The sequence below is a fragment of the Aquabacterium sp. TM01 genome, assembly GCF_057808345.1.
This window is the reverse complement of the sequence record NZ_AP046529.1, coordinates 1,330,203-1,353,141: the sequence shown is the minus strand read 5'-3', so window position 1 is coordinate 1,353,141 and position 22,939 is coordinate 1,330,203. Positions and strand designations below refer to the sequence as shown.

The 22,939-nt window shown below is 64.0% G+C and carries 19 protein-coding genes; 7 read left to right on the top strand and 12 right to left on the bottom strand.

Annotation, left to right across the window (positions count from 1 at the left end; genetic code table 11):
* Nucleotides 1-77 precede the first annotated feature (77 nt).
* The 8 genes from tssH to AC3WW4_RS06215 all read right to left on the bottom strand — a co-directional run bounded on the left by tssH (nt 78) and on the right by AC3WW4_RS06215 (nt 10,034).
* Nucleotides 78-2,933 carry a type VI secretion system ATPase TssH gene (gene tssH, locus AC3WW4_RS06250; protein ID WP_488827509.1) on the bottom strand — a complete coding sequence of 952 codons (2,856 nt, stop codon included), beginning with the start codon at nt 2,931-2,933 and terminating at the stop codon, nt 78-80.
* Nucleotides 2,934-2,974: 41 nt separating this feature from the next.
* Nucleotides 2,975-4,174, bottom strand: coding sequence for a type VI secretion system baseplate subunit TssG (gene tssG, locus AC3WW4_RS06245; protein WP_488827508.1), 1,200 nt, complete (start codon nt 4,172-4,174; stop codon nt 2,975-2,977).
* Nucleotides 4,138-6,093: a type VI secretion system baseplate subunit TssF gene (gene tssF / locus AC3WW4_RS06240; protein WP_488827507.1), complete on the bottom strand. Its 1,956-nt coding sequence runs from the start codon at nt 6,091-6,093 to the stop codon at nt 4,138-4,140. Before tssF ends, tssG begins: the two co-directional genes overlap by 37 nt.
* A 34-nt stretch (nt 6,094-6,127) precedes the next feature.
* Complete coding sequence (gene tssE / locus AC3WW4_RS06235) at nt 6,128-6,616, bottom strand: type VI secretion system baseplate subunit TssE (RefSeq protein WP_488827506.1); 489 nt, start codon at nt 6,614-6,616, stop codon at nt 6,128-6,130.
* A gap of 85 nt (nt 6,617-6,701) precedes the next feature.
* The gene (locus AC3WW4_RS06230; RefSeq protein ID WP_488827505.1) at nt 6,702-7,238 is read right to left on the bottom strand and encodes an Hcp family type VI secretion system effector; all 537 of its coding nucleotides are present in this window, start codon (nt 7,236-7,238) and stop codon (nt 6,702-6,704) included.
* A gap of 80 nt (nt 7,239-7,318) precedes the next feature.
* Nucleotides 7,319-8,797: a type VI secretion system contractile sheath large subunit gene (tssC, locus tag AC3WW4_RS06225; protein ID WP_488827504.1), complete on the bottom strand. Its 1,479-nt coding sequence runs from the start codon at nt 8,795-8,797 to the stop codon at nt 7,319-7,321.
* A gap of 4 nt (nt 8,798-8,801) precedes the next feature.
* Complete coding sequence (tssB, locus tag AC3WW4_RS06220; protein WP_488827502.1) at nt 8,802-9,320, bottom strand: type VI secretion system contractile sheath small subunit; 519 nt, start codon at nt 9,318-9,320, stop codon at nt 8,802-8,804.
* A 27-nt stretch (nt 9,321-9,347) separates the two neighbouring features.
* Entirely contained in the window at nt 9,348-10,034 is a 687-nt protein-coding gene (locus AC3WW4_RS06215) for a hypothetical protein (RefSeq protein WP_488827501.1), read from the bottom strand.
* A 271-nt stretch (nt 10,035-10,305) separates the two neighbouring features.
* On the opposite strand from AC3WW4_RS06215, the gene tssJ reads away from it, so the two are divergent.
* From tssJ to icmH, 3 genes are read left to right on the top strand one after another with little or no spacing between them, the layout of a single operon-like run.
* A complete protein-coding gene (tssJ, locus tag AC3WW4_RS06210; protein ID WP_488827500.1) occupies nt 10,306-11,019 on the top strand; it encodes a type VI secretion system lipoprotein TssJ in 714 nt (237 codons plus the stop codon).
* Nucleotides 11,020-11,059: 40 nt separating this feature from the next.
* Complete coding sequence (gene tssK / locus AC3WW4_RS06205) at nt 11,060-12,412, top strand: type VI secretion system baseplate subunit TssK (RefSeq protein ID WP_488827499.1); 1,353 nt, start codon at nt 11,060-11,062, stop codon at nt 12,410-12,412.
* 16 nt (nt 12,413-12,428) lie between these two features.
* Nucleotides 12,429-13,214 (top strand): type IVB secretion system protein IcmH/DotU, encoded by a 786-nt coding sequence (gene icmH / locus AC3WW4_RS06200; protein WP_488827498.1) that lies wholly within the window; start codon nt 12,429-12,431, stop codon nt 13,212-13,214.
* A 20-nt stretch (nt 13,215-13,234) separates the two neighbouring features.
* Here icmH and AC3WW4_RS06195 read toward each other — a convergent pair whose 3' ends face one another.
* The gene (locus AC3WW4_RS06195) at nt 13,235-14,554 is read right to left on the bottom strand and encodes a replication-associated recombination protein A (RefSeq protein ID WP_488829696.1); all 1,320 of its coding nucleotides are present in this window, start codon (nt 14,552-14,554) and stop codon (nt 13,235-13,237) included.
* Between the two features lie 483 nt (nt 14,555-15,037).
* Between AC3WW4_RS06195 and AC3WW4_RS06190 the strand changes: the two genes are divergently transcribed.
* A complete protein-coding gene (locus AC3WW4_RS06190) occupies nt 15,038-16,990 on the top strand; it encodes a DEAD/DEAH box helicase (protein WP_488827497.1) in 1,953 nt (650 codons plus the stop codon).
* Between the two features lie 145 nt (nt 16,991-17,135).
* Here AC3WW4_RS06190 and lolA read toward each other — a convergent pair whose 3' ends face one another.
* From lolA to AC3WW4_RS06175, 3 genes are all read right to left on the bottom strand, one after another.
* Nucleotides 17,136-17,801, bottom strand: coding sequence for an outer membrane lipoprotein periplasmic chaperone LolA (gene lolA / locus AC3WW4_RS06185; RefSeq protein ID WP_488827496.1), 666 nt, complete (start codon nt 17,799-17,801; stop codon nt 17,136-17,138).
* Between the two features lie 13 nt (nt 17,802-17,814).
* Nucleotides 17,815-20,292: a DNA translocase FtsK gene (locus AC3WW4_RS06180; RefSeq protein WP_488827495.1), complete on the bottom strand. Its 2,478-nt coding sequence runs from the start codon at nt 20,290-20,292 to the stop codon at nt 17,815-17,817.
* A gap of 101 nt (nt 20,293-20,393) precedes the next feature.
* Entirely contained in the window at nt 20,394-21,065 is a 672-nt protein-coding gene (locus AC3WW4_RS06175; RefSeq protein WP_320362688.1) for a Crp/Fnr family transcriptional regulator, read from the bottom strand.
* A 229-nt stretch (nt 21,066-21,294) separates the two neighbouring features.
* On the opposite strand from AC3WW4_RS06175, the gene trxB reads away from it, so the two are divergent.
* The 3 genes from trxB to rpmG all read left to right on the top strand — a co-directional run bounded on the left by trxB (nt 21,295) and on the right by rpmG (nt 22,908).
* Nucleotides 21,295-22,251 (top strand): thioredoxin-disulfide reductase, encoded by a 957-nt coding sequence (gene trxB, locus AC3WW4_RS06170; RefSeq protein ID WP_488827494.1) that lies wholly within the window; start codon nt 21,295-21,297, stop codon nt 22,249-22,251.
* A 238-nt stretch (nt 22,252-22,489) separates the two neighbouring features.
* The gene (rpmB, locus tag AC3WW4_RS06165) at nt 22,490-22,723 is read left to right on the top strand and encodes a 50S ribosomal protein L28 (RefSeq protein ID WP_290731615.1); all 234 of its coding nucleotides are present in this window, start codon (nt 22,490-22,492) and stop codon (nt 22,721-22,723) included.
* 14 nt (nt 22,724-22,737) lie between these two features.
* A complete protein-coding gene (gene rpmG, locus AC3WW4_RS06160) occupies nt 22,738-22,908 on the top strand; it encodes a 50S ribosomal protein L33 (protein WP_133605870.1) in 171 nt (56 codons plus the stop codon).
* The last annotated feature ends 31 nt before the right edge of the window (nt 22,909-22,939 follow it).

Genomic DNA, 22,939 nt, shown 5'->3' with positions numbered 1-22,939 from the left:
GACAGCATCCAACCACCCGCGGGTCCGGCCAGCGCGGCCAACCAGCACGCGCTGCACAGGTGCCCATCCCCTGCCGATCAGCTCACCTTGAACTTGAACTGACCGTCCTTGCCCGCCGACACCTTGATCTTCTGGATCGGGCGCCCTTCGGCCATGCGCGCCAACACGCTGTCGGCCACCTCTGGCAACAGGCTGCCATTGAGGATGTGGTCCACCGCCCGCGCCCCCGTGTCCACCTCGGTACAACGCGCCAACACGGTGTCGATCAGGGCATCGTCGTAGGCCAGATCGGCCTGGTGGTTCGCCTTCACACGCGCCGCAATGCGGTCGAGCTTGAGCTTGATCACCTCGGCCAGCACGTCGTCGTTCAAGGGGTAGTACGGCACCACCTTGGTCCGCCCCACAAACGCCGGCTTGAAGGTCTTGTACAGCGTCGGGCGCAGCACCTCGGCCAGCGCGTCGGCATCGGGCAGCGCCTCCGCCGACTTCATCACCGCGCCGCCCAGTTCCTCGTCCTGCTCAAAGCACGCCTGCATGATGTGCTGCGAGCCCGCATTCGAGGTCAGGATGATCACCGTGTTGCGGAAGTCAATTTCCCTGCCTTCGGCGTCGTCCATCAGGCCCTTGTCGAACACCTGGAAGAACATCTCCAGCACGTCCGGGTGCGCCTTCTCCACCTCATCGAGCAAGAGCACGCTGTAGGGCTTGCGGCGCACCGCCTCGGTCAGCACCCCGCCCTCGCCATAGCCCACATAGCCGGGCGGCGAACCCTTCAAGCCACTGACGCTGTGCGCCTCCTGGTACTCGCTCATGTTGATGCTGATGAGGTTGCGCTCGCCCCCATAGAGGATGTCGGCCAGCGCCAGCGCGGTTTCGGTCTTGCCGACACCGCTGGGCCCCACAAACAGGAACACCCCCTTGGGCTTGTTGGGATCTTCCAGCCCGGCGCGTGCTGTGCGCACCCGCTGCGCGATCGCCGCCAACGCGTGGTCCTGCCCGATCACCCTCTCCTGCAGCGTGGCTTGCAGATTGCGCACCGTGTGGATCTCGTCCTTCACCATCTTGCCCAACGGGATGCCAGTCCACGCCGCGATGATCTCGGCCACCACATGGCCGTCCACCTGCATCGGCACCAGCGGGGCTTCGCCCTGTAGCGCCGCCAGCTCGGCCTGCTTGGTCGCCAGCAGCCCATGGTCGGCACTCGCGAAGACCGACAGGCCAGACTTTTTGCGTCCCTTGACCGCGGCCGTGGCGCTTGCGGAGGCTGTCTTGGCGGCACTTTGAGGCGCCCCCGATGACACACTGGCTGCGGCAGCGTCAGCCTCGCTGACTGCAACGGCGCCGCCCTGCGCCCCCTGCTCCACCTCAGTCATCGACAGGCCACCCGCCTGGTGCTCCAGCTTGTCGCGCAGCACACGGATGTCCTGCACCAGTTGCTGCTCCACGCCCCAACGCGCCTCGTCAGCCTGCAAGCTCACCGTCAGCGCCTCGCGGATCGCCCGCAATTCATTCAGGCGCTCGTCATGGCGCCCCCCCGACGCCACCTCACGCAGCAGCGCGGCGGCTTCCGCATCCAGGCGCTCCAGGTGCTTGCGTGCCTCTTCAATGCGTGCCGGCGTGGCGCTCTGACCCAGCGCCACCTTGGCACACGCCGTATCCAGCACGCTCACCGCCTTGTCCGGCAACTGGCGACCGCTGATGTAGCGCGCCGACAGGCGCACCGCCTCGGCAATCGCCTCGTCCAGCAAGCGCACCCCAAAGTGCTTTTCCATCAGGGGCGCCATGCCACGCAACATCGCGCAAGCCAGCTCCTCGCTGGGCTCCTCCACCTTGATGACCTGGAAGCGCCGCGCCAGCGCCGCATCCTTCTCGAAGTACTTCTTGTACTCACCCCAGGTGGTCGCGGCAATCGTGCGCAACTCACCCCGCGCCAAAGCAGGCTTCAGCAGGTTGGCCGCATCGTTCTGCCCGGCCTGCCCACCCGCGCCGATCATCGTGTGCGCCTCATCGATGAACAAAATGATCGGGTGCGGGCTGCGTTTGACCTCATCGATCACATTCTTCAGGCGGTTCTCGAACTCGCCCTTCACCGAAGCACCAGCCTGCAGCAAGCCCATGTCCAGCACATGGATGGCCACACCCTGCAGCGGTGTCGGCACGTCGCCCAAGGCCACGCGCAGCGCCAGCCCTTCGACCACCGCCGTCTTGCCCACACCCGCTTCACCCGTCAGGATGGGATTGTTCTGCCGCCGACGCATCAGGATATCGATCGCCTGACGGATCTCGCTGTCGCGGCCAATCACCGGGTCCACCTGCCCCTCACGCGCACGCTGCGTCAGGTTGGTCGTGAACTGGTCGAGCGCGGGCGTCTTGCCAGCCAGCGCCGCCCCCGCCTGCCCCTCGCCTTCGGCCTCACCGTCGGCTGCCGGCGCCTGCGCGTCCCGCACCGACTGCGCAGCCTCCACCGAACCCTGCGTGATGTCGTTCAGGCGGTGCTTCAATTCCTCCAGCTTGAACCGTGCAAACTGACTGGACACCCGCCGAGCCAGCTGACTCAAGCTCGGCTCGGTCAACAGCGCCAGCAGCACGTGCGCACTGCGAATGCGTGCCGCATGCGACTCCAGCGAGGCGATCAACCACGCATGCTCCAGCAACACCGGCAGATGGGCCGAGAACACCGGCGTGCGCGTGTTCCCGTCTTTGAACTGGCTGAGTTCAGTTTCCAGATCACGCTGCAGTGCCGTCACCGACACCTCGAAGCGCTGACACAACACCGCGAGGTCCGTTTGCGGCTGCTCCAGCAGCGCCAGCATGAAATGCTCCAGGTCCACCTCGAAATGCCCCCGCGCCATGCACAGGCTGGCCGCACGCTCGGCCGCGCGCCGCGTGGTGTCGTTGAGCTTGGAGATCAAGGTCTTGAGGTTCTGACTCATGGTGATGACAGCGTTGGAAAAGCCAAGGAATGGACGCCGACTCAAGCGGCCGCATGAATGTCGTAGTGCACATCCGAGCGGTCCTGCGTGGCCGGTCTGGTTTGTAGAAAGGTGTCCCAGCCCAAACGGGCTTCGTGGGATGTCCGGTGCGAGCTCAGCGTGCAGCCCTGCACCTCGTCGCGTTGCAAGGTCAGGTTGACCTCGTACTCCAGGGCAACGCCATTGAGCATGGTCAGCCACGACTTCAAGGCCGCGGCGCCCCGCCCGCCCGGCAGGAAGCGCCGCAGACCAGCACGGTCGAGCGGCCCCAGCACCACGCGCATGCGCAGATCGCGCTGCCAGACGCGTTCACCCAGCATGGCCGAGCGCCCCAGCACGCCCGTGGTCGGCACCTGTCCGGCCCGCCCACCGGCGATCATGCCCAGATGGCCCCGGGCCTCGTCCGGCAGGCGATACCAGCGCCCCACAAACTGCTCGATCCGCACCGGCACCTTCAGATAGGACTGCAGCACCTGCTGCAGCTGCCGGGCAGACAGCGTGCGACGCTGCAAGGCCCCCGCATGGAAGGCCAGCGACTCATCCGCCACGCCGCCCGAAGCGCCTTTCAGCCGCTCGCGCAAGCCCTTCTGCCCCAGACCGGCCAGGGCCAGCACCTCGGGTAAAAAGCGCTGCCGCTGCGCCCCCTCGTACTGCACAGCCATGCGGTGCTTGCGCCAGGCCTGGTAGAACAACGCCACCGCCCGGTGACTGAACACGTCCAGAAAGGCGCGCGCCGCACGGTCCTTGTGGAAGTGCTCGCGCTGGGCCAAGGTCTCGGTGTAGTACAGCGGCAAGGCGCCGCTCACCCCCAGCAAGCCCATGAACGCGGGCGTGAGGTCGATGCGCGCCACCTCGTGGCGGTGCAGCGCATGGGGCACGTCGTTGGCCGCCTCGCCCGAAGTCGCCAGAACCGCATCGAGCGACAACGCGGCAGCATCCCCCGACGCCGCTGCACTGCCTGCACGCGTCGGATCAGTGGCCTCACCGTGTCGCTGCACCACCAGCGACTCGATCTCGCTGGGAGGAAACGACAAGGCCAGGCTGTTGCGAAAGTTCAGACGCGACAGCCCCTGTCCAGGTTGGCCACCCTCGGCCAGCCACCCCTCCAGCAGCCGGATCGCCTGGAAGAAGCCGAACTGCTGCGGGTTCTGCAGCAGTTCCTCGATCACACCAGCGGCAACTCGCCGTTGCGCGGGGGGCATGTCAGCACCTCTTCCTGTGTGCGAGCCGACACCAGCGTCAGCTTCGTGAAACTGTTGGCGTGCACATACAGGCCAAAGAAATGATCGAGCACGGCCGCGAACAGGCCCAGGCCCGTACCCACAAAGCTGCCCTCATCCACCGTGAGGCGCACCTCGGTGCCCCGTACGAAGCTGGCATAGGGCTCGCCCTGCAACCAGGCCGTGGCCGGTCGGAACTCGATCGCAACCAGGCCATCGAGCTGACGGCGATTGCTCGCACTGCGCGGCAGGTCGTACAAGCGCAGCATCTCCTTGAGCGCGTCAATGCCCCCGCCCGACAAGGACAGGTGGTTGAGCGACAGGTGCGAAATCAAGCGCCACAAAGCCCCCCGGCCGCGCTCGAAACGCTGACTGGCCGTGGGCTTGCGCAACAGGCGGATCTCCTTGGCCGGGCCACCGCCCTCCATGAACAGATCGCCACCGAGCGTACCCGGCGCCAACAGGCTGGGCAGATCCCGGTTGGTCGCTGTCACGTCTAGCGAAAGCGTTTCGACGCTGGGCAAGACCGGATCGAAGGATTCATCGACCAGCGTCAGCGAGACCTCGTAGCCAGGACTATGCAAGGCGACATCCTCGTCTCGTTGCAACTGCCAGTACGCCAGACAGCGTGCACCACCGCGCCGCTGCCGGGTACGCGCCGCACTGACCGTCGCCGGCGGATCGTCGTCGCCCTGATCCTCCTCCGACCACAGCTCATCGTGCTGCAAGGAGAAGAACGGCCGCACCTCGTCCACCGCTTCACCTGCCGTCGTCTGGCGCACGCGGTACACCCGGTCCAGCGAGTACAGCTCGAAACCATAAGCCTTGCGCGCATCCACCACCACCGGGTAATCGGCCGCCTTGTGGGTGATGCGAATCGGGTCCGCCGGTTGCGTGAAGAGGTTGACCACCGGGGTCGCCCCCAGCACCACGTTGTGCGCCGCCACCGTCTCCAGCAGGCGCGACTCGTCCGAGTCGGCGCGCACCTCGCGCAGGGGAATGTGCAGCACCACACTGCGCTGCCCGCCCTCCTCTCCACCATGGGCCGGAGTCGCCCCCGCGATCGCCAGTGCGGGAAGCTCCACAAAATTGAACTTCTCGGGGAACGCGAAATACTCGGTCAACAAGCGATACGCCGGGTTGGCCCGCTCATCCCAGTCGATCAGGGCCTCGTCGTCGGCGAAACCGCACAAGGTCGGCAGGCGCATCCGGCCATCGACCGTGGCCGGCGGCAACTGCCAAGGGTGATGCGGCTGCCACTGCAGCATCACGGCCAGGGCCTTGTTGCACAGCACCTCCCGCAAGGCACTGATCTGCGAGGCCTCGCCATCGAGGTACACGCTCAGCGGCTCACTCAAAATGGCCTGCCACGACATCTGCGGTGACAGCTTGTCGAGCGTGATCGACAACACCGAGCTGGCTCCGGCCGGCACCTGGCTGCCCGGGGACGCACCCACGGCATTGCGAAACGACACCTCGCTCACGCGCACCGGCACCAGACGCACGTCTTGCGTGGTGCGGAAGCGGCAGGTCACCCCTTTGACCGCCCGGCTCGTCATGGCCGTGCCACGCGGCAGCACCACGCTCTTGCTCATCTGACCGGCGGCAGCCCCCAGGTCCAGACAGGCAATCGAGCACGAAGGAAACGATCGCAGGTAGTGCGGATACAGCACCTCCAGCAGCGACTCCGTGAACAGCGGGAAGTCATCGTCCAGCCGCTTGTGAATACGCGAGCTGAGGAACGCGAACGACTCCATCAGCCGCTCCACATGGGGATCGTCGCCCACATCCCCGGTCAGCTGCAAACGCCCGGCGATCTTGGGATAGCGGCGCGCGAAGTCGGCCGAGCGCGTGCGCAGAAACGCCAGCTCTCTCTCGTAATGGGGCAACAACTCATCCATGACTGGCGCCTGGCGAAAACAACAACATCAAGGATCACGCCGACGCAAAGCGCGCCTGCATGACCCGGTAACTCGACAAGGACGGCTGCAGCACCGCATCAAAGCTCACGGTCTCGCGCGTGGGCCGCACCATCAGCATCGCCCGGATCGTGAAGGCCAGCGAACTCTGCGAGACCTGCTCGTCATGGAACTGCACCGACACGCCTTGCAGGCGGGGCTCATGGGTCTCGATCGCGTGCGACAGGCTGCGACTGATGTGCCGGCGGTCTTCCGAGCTGGACAGCACCCGCCCCACAAAGTCACGCACACCGAAACACAGCACCGAACGGGCCGTGTGCGGCCCCAGATCGGACGCATCAAAACTGATGGCCGCCCGCGAGTTCAACAGGCTCTCCAGATCCCGCGCCACCGCATCGCGCAACTGCTCCACCGTGCAGGTCTGCATCAGTCCCTCCGGCATGTCGGGGTTGTTGTCCAGCAAGCGATCGAACACGCTGCGACGAATGCGCACGGCAGATGACATCTTTGCAAACCGTTTGAAGCAGAAGATGGGGCACAAGGCCCCATCTCGTCACGCGCGCTGTGGCGCGCTCAGGCGATCACACCGATCAGATCGGGGCGTCGAAGGTGGCCTTGTTGGTGGCCAGGCTCCAGGAAGCCACTTGACCCGGCTTGGACTTGCCGTCCATGGTCTGCTGCGTGTAGGTCCATTGCACGGCCGAGTACTTCAGACCGAAGGTTTCGGTCGGCAGACCTTCCTTGTCCACCGTAGGCGATACCTGCGAGATGATGACCTTTTTCAGCTGAATCTTGAGGTACAGCACGCGGTCATTCGTGCCGTTGGCGCGCATGAAGTGGATTTCCACTTCGTCGTACAGCGTACCGGCCGAGCAGGACTCCCACAGCTGCGGGCTGACCAGGTCCAGATCCTTGGTGAAGATCATTTCGCCGTGTTCGCAACGCTCTGCCGTGTGGCCGCCGGCGGTCGAGGCCGTGGCAGACTTGGGCTGGCGGATAAAGTGCTGCCAGCTGGTCGCCTCAAACCAGGGGGCTTGGTGGACCTGGCCGGTACCGGCATCGCGCGACTCGCCCTTGATGTCCTTGCCGTTCAGCGGCTTGCTGAACTTGACGTAAATGTCTTTCATGTGGGTATCACTCCTTGAGTTGAATCGTGAAAGGTACGGCGGCGGCGCTCTTCGACGCCGCCCCGCCTGAACTCACCTGCTTACTTCGAACCTTGCGGCATCTCGGCAACCAGGCGCAGCGACACCGACAGCTCGTCCAGTTGGTAATGGGGGCGCACAAAGGCGACCGCCCGATACGCGCCCGGGCGACCCGGCACTTCGCTGACCTCGACACTGGCTTCGCGCAGCGGCTTCTGGGCGCGGATTTCCTGCGACGCGTCCTGAGAGTCCACCACGTACTGCATCAGCCAGTTATGCAGATAACGCTCGACGTCGAGCGTGTTGGCAAAACTGCCCACCTTGTCGCGCATCATCGACTTCATGTAATGCGCAATGCGGCAGACCGCAAACATGTACTGCAACTGGGCCGACAGTGCGGCATTGGCATTGGCCGCTTCGCTGTCGTACTTCTTGGCTTTCTGCGCCGACTGCGCGCCGAAGAAGGCGGCGTAATCGGTGTTCTTGCAATGCACCAGGGGGATGAAGCCCAGGTCGCTGAGTTCCTTCTCGCGGCGGTCGGTGATGGCCACCTCGGTCGGGCACTTCAGCGCCAGCTCACCGTCATCGGTCTTGAAGGTGTGGGTGGGCAGATCTTCCACCAGGCCACCGCCTTCCACACCCCGGATGGCCGCGCACCAGCCATAGGTCTCGAAGGCGGCCGTCAGGCGTGCGCCCAGGGCATACGCCGTGTTCACCCACAGGTACTTGCTGTGGTCGGTGCCATCGACGTTCTCGACGAAGTTGAAACCTTCGGTCGTGATGCCTTCCTTGGGGTCGTAAGGCAGACGGCCCAGAAAGCGCGGCACGGTCAGACCCACGTAGCGGGCGTCTTCCGATTCACGGAAGGATTTCCACTTGGCGTAGTCGACGGTGTCGAACACCTTGGCCAGATCGCGAGGTTTGCCCAGGTCGGTGAAGGCTTCCAGGCCGAACAGCTCGCTTGATGCGGCCGAGATGAACGGTGCATGCGAGGCAGCCGCCACGTGCGACATCTGCTCGACAAAATACATGTCTTCGGCGCCACGGCCGATCTCGAAGTCGCCAATCAGCGCGCCAAAAGGCGAGCCACCGAAGGTACCGAACTCTTCTTCATAGACCTTCTTGAACAGCGCCGACTGGTCGAAGTCGATGGCCGTCTTGAAGTCCTTGACGATGTCCTTCTTGCTCGTGTTGAGCAGCTTGATCTTCAGGCGTTCACCAGTGGAGGTGTGCTTGCACAGGTAGTGCAGGCCCGTCCAGCTGGATTCGATCTGCTGGAACTCGGGGGCATGCAGCACCTCGCTGAGCTGTGCGGAGATCAGTTGATCGATCTCGGCAATGCGGGCGTCGATGTTGGCCGACAGGTTGTCGGACACCACCACGGTGCCGTCCAGCACTTCCTTGACCAGCTCGCCAATGATGTCCTTGGCACGGGCGTGCTCGGTGTCGGTCTTGGCCACCTTGCTGCGGGCGACGATGTCGTCCAGCAGGCTGAGGGTGTCGACCACTTCACCGGTCTGGGGTTGCAGTTGGGCGCTCATGGCATCACTCCTGTTCAGTCTGCAGGGCTTCGGCGCTCAGCTGCTTGAGCTTTTCGGTGCTGCTCAGCACCTCGGCCAGCGCGTCTTCGAGCTTCTCGTTGCCGGCCAGCTTGTTACGCAGGTCGGACAGCTTGGTGCGCGCTTCCAGCAGCTTGCGCAGAGGCTCGACCTGCCCCACGATCGACTCCGGACGGAAGTCCTCGATCTTCTTGAACGCCAGGTTCACACCGAACTCACCACCGTCGGCGGACAACTTGTTCTTGACGCGGTAGCTCGCGCGCGGCGCAATGCCTTCCAGCACTTCGTCGAAGTTGTCCATGTCGATGCTGACGAACTTGCGGTCCTTCAGCTTGGGCTGCGGTTTGTCCGGATCAGGTTGTCCGGCAAAGTCGCCCATGACACCGACCACGAAGGGGATCTCCTTCTGTTCGGTGGCATCACCCACCTCCACGTCATAGGTGAGCTGAACACGGGGCGGACGCACACGTCCGAGTCGTTGTTGAACGCTGTCTTTCTTGGCCATGATCAGCCTCCTTCCTGATGTTTGGGATTACTGCAGGGCGCCAAACGGATTGGCTCGGCCGGTGGTGTTGCCTGCTGGCTTGGCTGCGGGTGCGGGCTTGACCACAGGTGCCGGCGTGGCCTTGGTCACCTGTGCAGGCGCCACGGCCTGTTGGCTGGTGGCCGAGGGAGTCGCCGCCGGAGTGACGCTGCGCTCGGTGCGACGCACGGTGCGACGCACAGGCTTGGCAGACGCAGGTGCCGCTTCGGCCTGCGGCGCCACCAGAATGGGCTCACCCAAGGCTTCGCGGATCAGCTTGGCAACGCTCTCGGCCTCATTGCGGGTCGAGCCCTTGACCTCATTGACCTTGCGCAGATGAGAAAGGGCTTCGGCGCTCACACGCAGGCCACTGACCGCCAGGATGCTCTGCGCAGTCAGATCGTTGACGTCACGCTGCAGCACTTCCTGGGCGTCGTTGATGGCGTGGCCATACTGCCGCGCTTCAAAGTGGATCTGGGCCTTGCGCACCCAGGGCTGCTTGGCCGAGGGGTCAATCTTGATGGCCTGGTCCAGCTGTTCGAATGCCTGCTGAGACTGCCCTTGCTTCAGCGCCTCATCGGCCGCGCTCACGCGCGCATCGACCTTCTCCCGAATGGCTTTCTGAGCCGACTCGGTGTCCTGCTTCTGCAATGAAGAACAGGCAGCCAAGCCAGACAACAACGAGATCATCACCATGTGACCCATGCGGCGGCGTACGTTTTGCAGCGTCAATCGAATACTCCCTAATGACTTGTGAATGCGATCAGATGGACGAGGCCCCGATCGACAGCGCGGATTAAAACGGAATTCATTTGGCTCGCCTGCCCCCATTCGGGGGTGACTTACAGACTCTTTCAACTCGTTGCAAATCCCTCCCCCTCCTGTTGGGGGAGGCCGCAATCCCAATGGCCATCGAGTTCTTACACTACGCGCCGGCGAAGGGCACCCCTTGCTCCGTCCAAGATGTATGAACACACACACTCAGGGTTGGCATGCCTGCGCAAGCGCCTTGTTGGCTTGCACACTGGCGGCCTGCAGCACCCCCCCCACTGACACCGTCGCCTTGCCCGATGCTGCACCCAAGTCGCTGGCGGAATTCAGCGCAGGCGAAGCGAGTGCGTCCGAGGGAGGAGTGATGGGTTACCTCGGCAACCTGGGCAAGAAGGCACTGGAAGCCACGGGCTTGAAAAAGCCTGAAGCCCCTGAGCTGCCCCAGGTGCCCGACAGCGCCTTGCCTGACCGGCGCATTGCCTGGCGCGTTCATGCCAGCACGTCTCTGAACGTCACCGAGCAAGGGCAGTCGCTGGCCCTGCTCACGCGCCTGTATCGACTGCGCAGTCCCGACGCCTTCTTGCAGGCGCCCCCCGACACCTTCGGTGATGCCGCCAAGGAGAAAGACGTGCTGGGAGACGATCTGGTGTCCGTGCGCGAGGTGCAGCTCATTCCAGGGCAGCAATACGAAACGACCGAGAAGGTGCCCCGTGACGTGCGCTACGTGGGCATCGTTGGCATGTTCCGCGCACCGGCCAGCAACCGTTGGCGCTATGCCTTCAGCACAGCCACAGCCGAACGCAGCGGATTGACGCTGGGCGCCCATGCCTGCGCGATGAGCGTGCAGGCGGGTGAGCCCATCGGACAGGCACTCAAGGTGGTGCGCTCGGCAGCCATCCCCTGCCCCTGAGCCCCCTGATGTCCGGCACCCATTTTTCTGAAAGTTTCGCGTGATCCAGTCACCCAAAATTCTGTGGGGCGAAGGCCTCTTCCTGCGCCCCCAACACTTCCAGCAGCAAGACGCGTATCACGAGTGGCGACTGGCGCAGATGTCACGCCTGCTGCACCCTTACGCCTGGGGCGTCCGCCACGTCAAGGTCGATCCGGACGCGCTGCAGACCGGCTTGCTGCGACTGTTGGAGTTGCAGGTTGTCCTGCCCGATGGCGAGCTCTTCAATGCGCCGGGCGAAGACGAGCTGCCACCAGCGGTCTCGCTGTCGTCCATCACGCAAGATGGCACGAGCGAAGCGGTCTTTCATCTGGCCCTGGCGCCCGTGCGGGCCAGTGGCACCAACATGGCGAGCACGCAGCAAGAGGCGGACACGGCGGTGCGCTACTTCCGCTCACCCGTTCAAGCGGCCGACGGTTTCACCGACGCCGTGGCCGCCGAGCTGGTGGTGCTGCGCAAGTCGGCCCGTATCCTGCACGACAGTGAGCCACGGGCGCATCTGGTGAGCCTGCCCCTGCTGCGTCTGCGCAAGACCTCCACGGGTGGCTTTGAGCTGGACGGACGCTTCATGCCGCCCAGTCTGAGCATCCAGTCCTCGCCTTCACTGTTCTTGTACCTGCGCCGACTGCTCGACGTGCTGCAAGCCAAGGTCGATGCGCTCTACGGCATGCACCGCGAGCCCAGCAAGAACATCATCGAGTTCCGCTCGGGGGATGTGGCCTCGTTCTGGCTGCTGCACACTGCCAGTTCTGCCTTCGCCGGCTTGTCGCACCTGTCACGCCATGCGTCGCTACATCCCGAGCGTCTGTTCGAGAAGTTGCTGGAGCTGGCCGGGGCGCTGATGACCTTCTCCAAGACCTTCACGCTGGCCGACCTCCCCACCTACGATCACCTCCATCCTGGCCCAGGTTTCACCCGCCTGGACCAGATCGTGCGGGAGTTGCTGGAGACGGTCATTTCGACCCGTTACTTTGCGATCGCGCTCAAGGAAACGCAGCCGTCATTCCACCAGGGCCGAATCGATGCGGAGCAGATCAACCCGCAGACCCAGCTTTACCTGGGTGTGAGCGCCACGATGGCCCCCGCCGAGCTCGTCGAGGTGGTGCCGCAGCGCTTCAAGATCGGCGCGCCAGACGATGTCGAGAAGCTGGTGCTCTCGGCCATGCCGGGCGTGCGCCTGGTGCATGCCCCTCAGGTGCCTGCGGCCGTGCCGGTGCGCCCAGGCAGCTATTACTTCACCCTGGAGCCACGCGGCAGCCTGTACGAACGCATGCTGCAAGCCCAGGCCCTGACCGTCTACGCCCCCTCCGGCCTGCCCGACCTCCGTCTGGAGCTGGTGGCCGTGAACGCCTGATCGGAGAGCCCCGCTCATGACCTCCAAAGCCCCCTCGCTGTTTGGCTCGCCTTCGCCGGCTCACACCGCGCATGCTGCGCTCGCCGCGGCACCCACCGAAGCACACAGCCTGCTCGACCTGATGTACGACGGCTTTTACCTGCTGTTCCTGCTCAAGGGCAAGCACGCCCCGCTTGATGCCGATGCGTTTCGCGAAAGCATCAAGCAGTTCCTGACCGCTTTCGAGCGTGGCGCCACCCGGATGAACGCGTCGGCCGAAGACGTGTACGCCTGCAAGTACGCCTTCTGCGCCACCGTGGATGAGGCTGTGCTGATGTCGGGCTTCAAGGTCAAGGAAGCCTGGCAGCGCCTGCCGCTGCAGGTTCAGTTCTTTGGCGAGCAACTCGCTGGCGAGCAGTTCTTCGAAAAGCTCGAAGAGCTGCGTCGCCAAGGGGCACCGCGCGTGCAGGCCATGGAGGTGTTCCACATGTGCCTGCTGCTGGGCTTCCAGGGCAAGTACCTCATCGAAGGCTCCGAGAAGCTCGGCTACTTGACCGCCCGCCTGGGTGACGAGATTGCCCGCATCAAGGGCCAGGGTGCGGGCTTTGCCCCGCACTGGGCTGCGCCGGACCGCATCCAGCATCAGCTCAAGAACGAAGTGCCGCTGTGGGTCGTGGCGTCGGTGTTTGGCTTGATGGCCTTGCTGGCTTACACCGGCTTGCGCTGGCAACTGGGGCAGCACACCTCCGAGTCCCTCGGCCAGGCCCATCACATCGTGCAACTGGCGCCGCAGGTGGCGAACATCACGATCACGCTGCCCTGACGCTCACGAGCGGGAAGCGGTCATACACCGGGGGACTCGTCGGATGCCGCCTCCCCCGCGCGCCCATCCCCCAGTGCCACGCGCAACTGCCTCACGCGCTCGCCAATCTTGATCTCCAGCCCACGCGGCACGGGTTGGTAAAACGCCTGCGGCGCCATGCCATCCGGGAAATAGCGTTCACCGGCCGCGACACCGCCCGGTTCGTCATGGGCGTAGCGGTAGCCGTCACCGTGCCCCAGCGTCTTCATCAGCTTGGTGGGCGCATTGCGCAGGTGCATGGGCACGGGTCGCGTGGTGTCCTGCTTGACCCAGGCGCGCACCGCCTTGTAAGCCGTGTAGGCCGCGTTGCTCTTGGGCGCCACAGCCAGATAGATCACACACTGGGCCAGGGTCAGCTCGCCTTCGGGTGAGCCGAGGCGTTCGTAGGTTTCCCCGGCATCCAGCGCCATGCGCAAGGCGCGCGGGTCGGCCAAGCCGATGTCTTCACTGGCCATGCGGATCAGGCGTCGCACGATGTAGCGCGGGTCCACCCCGCCATCGACCATGCGCACGAACCAGTACAGCGCCGCATCCGGGTCGGAGCCCCGCACCGACTTGTGCAAGGCCGAGATGGTGTCGTAGAACTGGTCTCCGCCCTTGTCGTAACGACGCAGCTGTTCGCCCAGGGACTTCTCCAGCGTCACCTCGTCGATGCTGTCGCGCCCCTTGAGCATCCCGGCCAGGGTCTCGTAGGTGTTGAGCACGCGGCGCGCATCGCCGTCAGCGTAGGCAATCAGGCGGGCACGGGCCTCGGGTGTGAGGCTGGGGCCCGCCAACTCGGCTTGGCCGCGCGCCAGCAAGGTCTGCATGGCCGCTTCGTCCATGCCGCGCAGCACATGCACGGTCGCGCGCGACAGCAAGGCGGCATTGACCTCGAACGAAGGGTTCTCGGTGGTCGCGCCGATGAAGGTGAACAGGCCCGATTCGACATGCGGCAAGAAGGCGTCTTGCTGCGCCTTGTTGAAGCGGTGCACCTCGTCGACGAACACGATGGTGCGGCGCCCAGCACGTCGCGCCACCTGCGCCTTCTCGACGGCCTCGCGGATGTCCTTGACGCCGCCCAGCACGGCCGAGATGGCGAGGAACTGCGCGTCAAAGGCATAGGCCATCAGGCGCGCCAAGGTGGTTTTGCCCACGCCAGGCGGGCCCCACAAGATCATGGAATGGGGTTGGCCCGACTCGAAAGCGACGCGCACAGGTTGGCCCGGGCCCAGCAGGTGGTCCTGCCCCACGACCTCGTCGATCGTGCGCGGACGCAGGCGCTCGGCCAGCGGGGCGCCCAGCCCCGGCGCCTCGGGCATGGTCAGGCGCACGCCTGCTGCACCAGCGCCACCCGAGGGCTCTGGCAGATCAAGGGAGAGGCTGTCTTGCATGGCAAGATTGTCGCAGCAGCGACCCGACTCGCCAACGTCGGCGCAAAACAGTGCTGGACAAACGCTGTCACTTATGGGAAACTCTATGTATTCGTTGTTTTGCAGCCATTGCAAGACGTCGAATCACAAAGTTCATCCCCTCTGACCTTTTTCAAGCCGGGCAGTACCGTCGGGTACCTGCCAAGAGCGTGTCTTGAGTTCCGGTTGGCGGCGATGCCGTCGCTTTCCCAACCGACTCACCGTGGCCTCTCATTGCGCCGAGTGCGCCCGCCACGAAGTCTGTACACGAAATCCATAGCGACTCCACCTGGCTCAGGCCATTTGATCGATTGATCAATGGCTTGGCCGTGGCGTTTGTTTCTTGTCGTTTCATCGACAAGTGGCAGCGCTTTGCATTGCTTGAAAGAAGTTATGTCGAACGAAAACGAAATCATCTCCACCGCAGCCCCTTCGCAGCTGGACGCCCTGGCACAACGCATCGAAGCCGAAGTGTTCGGCGCCGAAACCGCTGACGCGACCGAAGAGGCCACTGGTGCACGCTTTGATGATCTGGGCCTGAGCCCTGAACTGTGCCGCGCCCTGGCTGACTCGGGTTACACCCAGCCGACCGCCGTGCAAATCCAGGCCATCCCTGCCGCCATGAACGGCGCCGACCTGCGCGTGGCTTCCAGCACCGGCAGCGGCAAGACCGCCGCTTTCATGCTGCCTTCGCTGGAGCGCATCATTGCCGCCCGTGGCGACAACACCAAGCGCCGCGAAAAGGGCAAGGTGCATGGCCCCCGCGTGCTGGTGCTGGCTCCGACCCGCGAGTTGGCCATGCAGGTGGCCAAGGCTGCTGACACCTATGGTCGCCACATGCAAGGCCTGCGTGTCGCCACCGTGGTGGGCGGCGTGCCTTACGCTTACCAGCTCAAGGCTCTGAAGGGCCCGCTGGATGTGCTGATCGCCACCCCTGGCCGTCTGCTCGACCACCTGAACACCGGCGCTGCCGTGCTCGACAACCTGGAAGTGCTGATCCTGGACGAAGCCGACCGCATGCTGGACATGGGCTTCATCGATGACATCGAAACCATCGTCGAGCGCACCCCGGCCGAGCGTCAAACCCTGATGTTCAGCGCGACCTTTGCCGGTCACGTGGGCCAACTGGCCGCGCGTCTGACCCGCAATGCCGTGACCATCGAAGTGGCGTCGCACACCGACAGCCATGACAACATCGAACAGCGTCTGCACCTGGCCGACAGCCTGCAGCACAAGAACCAGCTGCTGGACCATCTGCTGACCGACAAGGCTGTCGATCAAGCGGTGATCTTCACCAGCACGCAGCGCGATGCCGACATCCTGGCCGACCGCCTGGCTGACATGGGTCACTCCGTGGCCGCCCTGCACGGTGGCATGCCGCAAGGTCGCCGCAACCGCGTGTTGCAAGGCCTGCGCAGCCGTCAGCTGCGCGTGCTGGTCGCCACCGACGTGGCCGCTCGCGGCATCGACGTGCCCACGATCACCCACGTGATCAACTACGGCATGCCCATGAAGGCCGAAGACTATGTGCACCGCATTGGCCGTACCGGTCGTGCGGGCCGCAGCGGTTTGGCTGTGACCCTGGCCGAGCGCCGTGACATCGGTATGGTGCGTCGCATTGAGCGCTACACCACGCAACGCATCCCTGAGTCGGCGATCGAGGGCCTGGAGCCCAAGATGAAGTCGGGCGGCTTTGCTGCACCAGACAGCCGTGGCCCCCGCATGGGCAAGCCCATGCCAGGTCATCGCAACCGTGACGACCGTGGCGCTCCGCGCTTTGGTGACCGTGGTGGCGATCGTGGCGGTTTCGGTGGTGACCGTGGTGGCTTCGGCGGCGACCGTGGTGGTGATCGTGGCGGCTTTGGCGGCAAGCGTGAAGGCGGCTTCGGCGGCAACGATCGCGGCAACTTTGGTGGTGACCGTGGTGGTTTCGGTGGCGATCGTCCGGCTTTTGCCGACCGTCCTCGCCAAGACCGCCCGTATGGTGATCGCCCTGCTTTCGGCGACCGTCCGGCACCCCGTGGTGACCGTCCGTTCGGTGATCGCCCGTCCTTCGGTGACCGTCCTGCCTTTGGTGATCGCCCCCGCGGTGACCGCCCGGCCTTCGGTGATCGTCCGGCCTTCGGCGACCGCCCCGCTTTCGGTGACCGTCCGCACGGTGGCAAACCGTTTGGCGACAAGCCTTTCGGTGGCAAGCCTGCACACGGCAAGTCGTTTGGTGAGAAGTCCTTCGGCGAGAAGTCGTTTGGTGACAAGCCTTTCGGCAGCAAGCCTGGCTTCAAGTCCGGCGGTCCCAAGCCTGGCTTTGGTGGCAAGCGCCCCGGTTTCGGCAAGCGTGAAGGCTGATGGACTCAAGGTCTGATCAGACCTTGTTCAGCTTCAGGGCGGCCGCTTCGGTCGTCCTGAGCCAGACCCGAAAAAATTCAGGCCCGCATCGAACGGGCCTGAATCATTCAAAAGACATCAGGAAGAAGGCCTGACGCCCATGTCGTCAAGGCTGTCGCAGCACATCGGCCCCAGCGGGCGGTGTGAACTGAAAACGGGTGGCCGGCAAGGTCACTTTCGACTCGAATTGCGCAAAGTCCAGCCGTGAGCGCTGGCCGAAGCTGTCCAGAATTTCCAGGGCGGCCAACTGCCCTTTTCTGAATCCGACACGAACGGACTGGAATTGCCCCTCTTTGTGGCGGGGCAAGGCTTCCACCCATTCCAAAGACGTTGCTTGTAGAGGCATCGAGGCCGCGGTCGCCGCACTCGATGACAACACAGGCACGTTACGGAGGGTGAAATCCTTGTCCAGTGCCCCACCCGCCAGCAAGGCTGCAGGCGTGGCGCCAACCGCTTCACTCATGGGGCGCACGGTCACCTGGTTCAGGTCGACATCGTGCAGCCAGACCTGTTTGCCATCCCCCACGATGAGTTGTTCCGTGGGCGTGGTGTAGGCAAAACGAAACCGGTTCGGACGCTGAAATTCCAGCGATCCCTTGGATTTACGGGTTTTCTTGCCATCCGGTGAGGTCACCGTTTGAGTGAACGCCCCCCGCCCTGTCTGCACGTCTTTGACGAAGGCACGCAAGCTGGCCACGGCATCTGCCTGCGCCACGCTGCACACCATCGTCAGCCCCACGGCCAGCGTGCCGGCCAGTCCCCATGTCTGCATCAGTCGCATCTCTTCACGCCTCATCCCAGGGCGCCGAAGTGGCAGCCCCCTCTCCGCCTCGGGCCGGAACGATCAGCTCGCGGTTGCCGTTGGTGGCCATGCTGGATACGAGTCCAGATTTCTCCATTTGTTCCAGCAGGCGCGCCGCCCGGTTGTAACCGATGCGCAGGTGGCGCTGCACCAGCGAGATGGACGCCTTGCGATGCTGCAGCACAACGGCCACGGCGTTGTCGTACATCGGGTCCTGCTCGCCGTCACCGCCGCCCATCGGCGAGCCATCCAGGTTGCTGCCCTCGTCACTAAGGTTGCCACCTTCGAGGATGCCTTCAATGTAGTTGGGCTCACCTTGCGACTTGATGTACTCCACCACACGGTGCACCTCTTCGTCACTGACGAAGGCGCCGTGCACCCGCATCGGCAGGCCCGAGCCGGAAGGCAGATAGAGCATGTCACCCTGCCCCAGCAGCGCCTCTGCACCCATCTGGTCGAGGATGGTGCGGCTGTCGATCTTGCTGGAAACCTGGAAGGAAATGCGCGTGGGGATGTTGGCCTTGATCAGGCCGGTGATCACGTCCACCGAGGGGCGCTGTGTCGCCAGGATCAGGTGAATGCCCGCGGCACGGGCCTTCTGGGCCAGTCGCGCGATCAACTCTTCGATCTTCTTGCCCACCACCATCATCAGGTCGGCCAGCTCGTCAATCACGATGACGATGTGTGGCATGCGGTCCAGCGGCTCGGGCTCGTCGGGCGTGAGGCTGAAGGGGTTGGGGATCAGTTCGCCCCGCGCCTTGGCCTCGTCCATCTTCTTGTTGTAGCCCGCCAGGTTGCGCACACCCATCTTGGACATGAGCTTGTAGCGCCGCTCCATCTCGCCCACCGCCCAGTTGAGGGCGTTGCCGGCCTGTTTCATGTCGGTCACGACCGGACACAGCAGGTGCGGGATGCCTTCGTACATGCTCATTTCGAGCATCTTCGGATCGATCAGGATCAGGCGCACATCGCGCGCTTCGGCTTTGTAGAGCAGGCTCAAGATGGTCGCGTTGATGCCCACCGATTTGCCGGAACCGGTGGTACCGGCCACCAGACAGTGCGGCATCTTGGCCAGGTCGGCCACGACGGGCGAGCCGACGATGTCCTTACCCAGACCAATGCTCAGCATCGAGTGGGCCTCGTGGTACACCTGCGAGCCTAAGATCTCGGTAAGGCGGATCATCTGGCGTTTGGCGTTGGGCAACTCCAGCGCCATCAGGTTCTTGCCGGGAATGGTTTCGACCACACGGATGGACACCAGCGACAGCGAGCGGGCCAGGTCCTTGGCCAGGTTGACGATCTGCGAGCCCTTCACGCCGGTGGCTGGCTCGATTTCGTAGCGCGTGATGACGGGGCCCGGCGAAGCGGCCACCACGCGCACCTCCACGCCGAAGTCCTTGAGCTTCTTCTCGATCAGCCGCGAGGTCATCTCCAACGACTCGGTGGTGATCGTTTCGGTGCGGCCTGGTGCGGCGTCCAGCAGATCGATCTGCGGCAGCTTGCCATCGGCCATCTCGGCAAACAGCGGCTTTTGCTTTTCTTTGGTGACGCGATCGGACTTGGGCACCTCGACCACCGGTTGCTCGATGATCAGCGGGATGGGCTCAATCGGAGCCTCCTGGCGCACCTCTTCAACGACGCGCTCCCGTTCAATGGCAGCCTTCTCACCAATGCGGATGTCCTGCGCGACCTCGCGCTGGGTTTCGCGCTGCTGACGCAGGCGATCGAACAACTGCCCGATGCGCTCGGCCAGGTCCAGCCAGGAAAAGCGCAGGGCCAGGGCACTGCCGGCCACCAGCAAGGCAATCCACAACACGCCCGAGCCATTGAAGCCCAGCCAGCGCATGCCCCATTGACCCAGCATCAGGCCCAGCACGCCGCCCGCCTGCTCGCCAGCGAGCAAGATTTCATGGCGGTACAGGCGCGACCACTCCAGCGCACAACTGGCGGACAGCAACAGCACCAGCCCCAGCCAGACCCGCCATGTCCCGGTCACCGGTGCATCGACCTCAACGGGCACGGGCGCCCGCGCGACGCTGCGCGCTGTGTCGCGTCGCATCCAGAGGGCCAAAGCCCCCAACCACACGCGCAGGCCGACCACCGGTAGCCACCAGGCCGAGTGGCCCAGCAGCATCTGCAGGATGTCGGACACATAGGCCCCCAACTGCCCCACCCAGTTGTGGGGCACGGCATGCTGTCCCGACGTGGTGAACGCCGGATCGAGCCGGTTGTGACTGGCCATGGCCAAGACCACGAGGATCCACAGGACTCCCCCCAGCAGCAGCGCCGCCTGGAAGCGCAAGGTCTGCTCCAGGGGCTCGACCGGTGCGACCACCGGCGCTTTGGGCACGCGGTGCAGACGCCCGGTGGTGCGAGCGGGACTGGCAGGTTCAGCGCGGCGCTCAGCGCCCTTGCCCGAGCCTCCGGTGTCAGAATGTAGAGATCCCAGCGGAAATGTCATGGCGACATTGTGAGCGCTTTTTGCCCCGCCTCGCGCTGACGTGCGCGCAGCAAAATGCCCCTCGCAAGGGGCATTCGCTCAGGCTGGGGCTGCCGGCCGGATCAGGCGGTGTTGGCCAGGCGCTCCTTGAGCACCACGCTGCCGGTTTCCTGGGTTTCGATCAGGCCGCGCTCTTCCAGGTCTTTCATGACGCGACTGACCATTTCGCGGGAGGCGCCCACATGCTTGGCCAGATCCTGGCGGGAGACCTTGCCGCGGATGACCTTCTCGCCGGCGTCTTCATCGGCCATGTCGAGCAAGGCACGCGCCACACGCCCATAGACGTCCAGCAGGGCCAGGGACTCGATCTGACGGTCGGCAGCCCGCAGGCGCTGCACGAGGCCGCGCAGGATGGCGTAAGACAGGGAGGAGTTCTCGGGCAGGCAGCGCGCGAACTCGGGGCGACCCAGAACCAGCACATCGGTTTGCACCTCGGCACGGACGGTGGCCGAATGCGGCTCGTTGTCGATCAGGCTCATCTCGCCCAGGTAGTCGCCCGCTTCCAGCACAGCCAGGATGACCTCGCGACCCCGCTCGTCGGCGGCGACCACACGGGCGCGACCGGTGAGCAGGATGAACAGCGCATTGGTCTTGCGACCCCGCTCGACAATCAACTCACCCCTGCGGTAGCGACGCTTGACCACGCCCTCTGCAATTGACTCGGCCTGAGCCTGCGTGAGCATTGAAAACAACGGGACTCGACGGATCAGGTCGAGATTGGACAGCATGGCCATGAACGCTCCTCTTTTATCAGACAGGTACTCAGGTCAAAAACATGGCAGCGAGCGGGCTTTCCCACCCGAAATCAGTGCGACACACAACCTGTCTCTACAATTTTCGACAATACACCGTTAATTTTTAGCACTTTAACGAGGCAGCGTGACGCAGCCCATCGGAATTTGCCCTTGTGCGCAACGGCCACTGACGTGGCTGTAGCATACACACACACAGAAAGGCCAAGCCATGAGTACTCCACAACACAGCCAAGTCCTGATCTTGGGCTCCGGCCCTGCGGGCTACACCGCGGGCATCTATGCCGCGCGCGCCAACCTCAAGCCCACCTTGATCACCGGCATTGCCCAAGGCGGCCAGCTGATGACCACCACCGAAGTGGACAACTGGCCCGCCGACGTGCACGGCGTGCAAGGCCCGGACCTGATGCAGCGTTTCCAGCAGCACGCCGAGCGCTTCCACACCAGCATGATCTTTGACCAGATCAACGAGGTGGACCTGACCAAGCGCCCCTTCACCCTCAAGGGCGACGCCGGCACCTACACGACCGAGGCCCTGATCATCGCCACCGGCGCCTCGGCCAAATACCTGGGCCTGCCTTCCGAGGAGGCCTTCATGGGCCGTGGCGTGAGCGGCTGCGCCACCTGTGATGGTTTCTTCTACCGCAACCAGGAGGTCTGCGTGGTCGGCGGCGGCAACACCGCGGTCGAGGAGGCGCTGTACCTGTCAAACATCGCCAGCAAGGTGCACCTGATCCACCGCCGCGACAAGTTCCGCGCGGAACCCATCCTGATCGACAAGCTGTACGAGAAAGTGGCCGCCGGCACGATCGAACTGCACGTGTTCAATGTGCTGGACGAGGTGCTGGGCGACCAGAGCGGCGTCACCGGCGTGCGCCTGAAGAACGTGGACGACAACAGCCTCAAGGAGTTGCCGCTCAAGGGCTGCTTCATCGCGATCGGCCACCAGCCCAACACCGACATTTTCAAGGGCCAACTGGAGATGAAGGACGGCTACATCGTCACGCGCGGTGGCAACAATGGTTTTGCCACGATGACGAGCGTGCCGGGCGTGTTTGCCGCCGGCGATGTGCAGGATCACGTCTACCGCCAGGCGATCACCAGCGCCGGCACCGGCTGCATGGCCGCCCTGGATGCCCAGCGCTTTCTGGAGCAAGGCACAGCCTGATCGGGGGGATGGCGGCTTGTTTGTCGCCTCCTCTTTGCCAAGACCGAAGAATCTGGCTATAATCTCGGTTTTTGCACAACTCGTCCCGGAGTAGATGCGTCATTGCAGGCCACATGGTGGCTTTTGACGTCGACGCTTCCGGAAGGGTGCTTCAACAGGGTCTGGTTCAGCAATGAGCACCCCTGCTCTGGGCACCGATTCGCAACATAAGCGCAATTACAGCGAACGGAGAAGCGTCATGGCACGCGTCTGTCAAGTCACGGGCAAGGGCCCGATGTCCGGGAACAATGTTTCCCACGCCAACAACAAGACCAAGCGTCGTTTCCTGCCCAACCTGCAGTACCGTCGTTTCTGGGTCGAAAGCGAAAACCGCTGGGTGCGTCTGCGCATCAGCACGGCCGCTCTGCGTCTGATTGACAAGGTGGGTATCGATCAGGTCCTGGTTGACCTGCGCGCCCGCGGCGAACTGTAATTGGAGACTGAATCATGGCTGCAAAAGGCGGACGCGAAAAGATCAAGCTGGAATCCACTGCGGGTACCGGCCACTTCTACACCACCAGCAAGAACAAGAAGACCACGCCTCAAAAGCTGGAATTCATGAAGTTCGACCCCAAGGCACGCAAGCACGTCGCCTACAAGGAAGTGAAGCTGAAGTAATTCAGCCTTTCTTGTCTGCCTGACCAGTCCG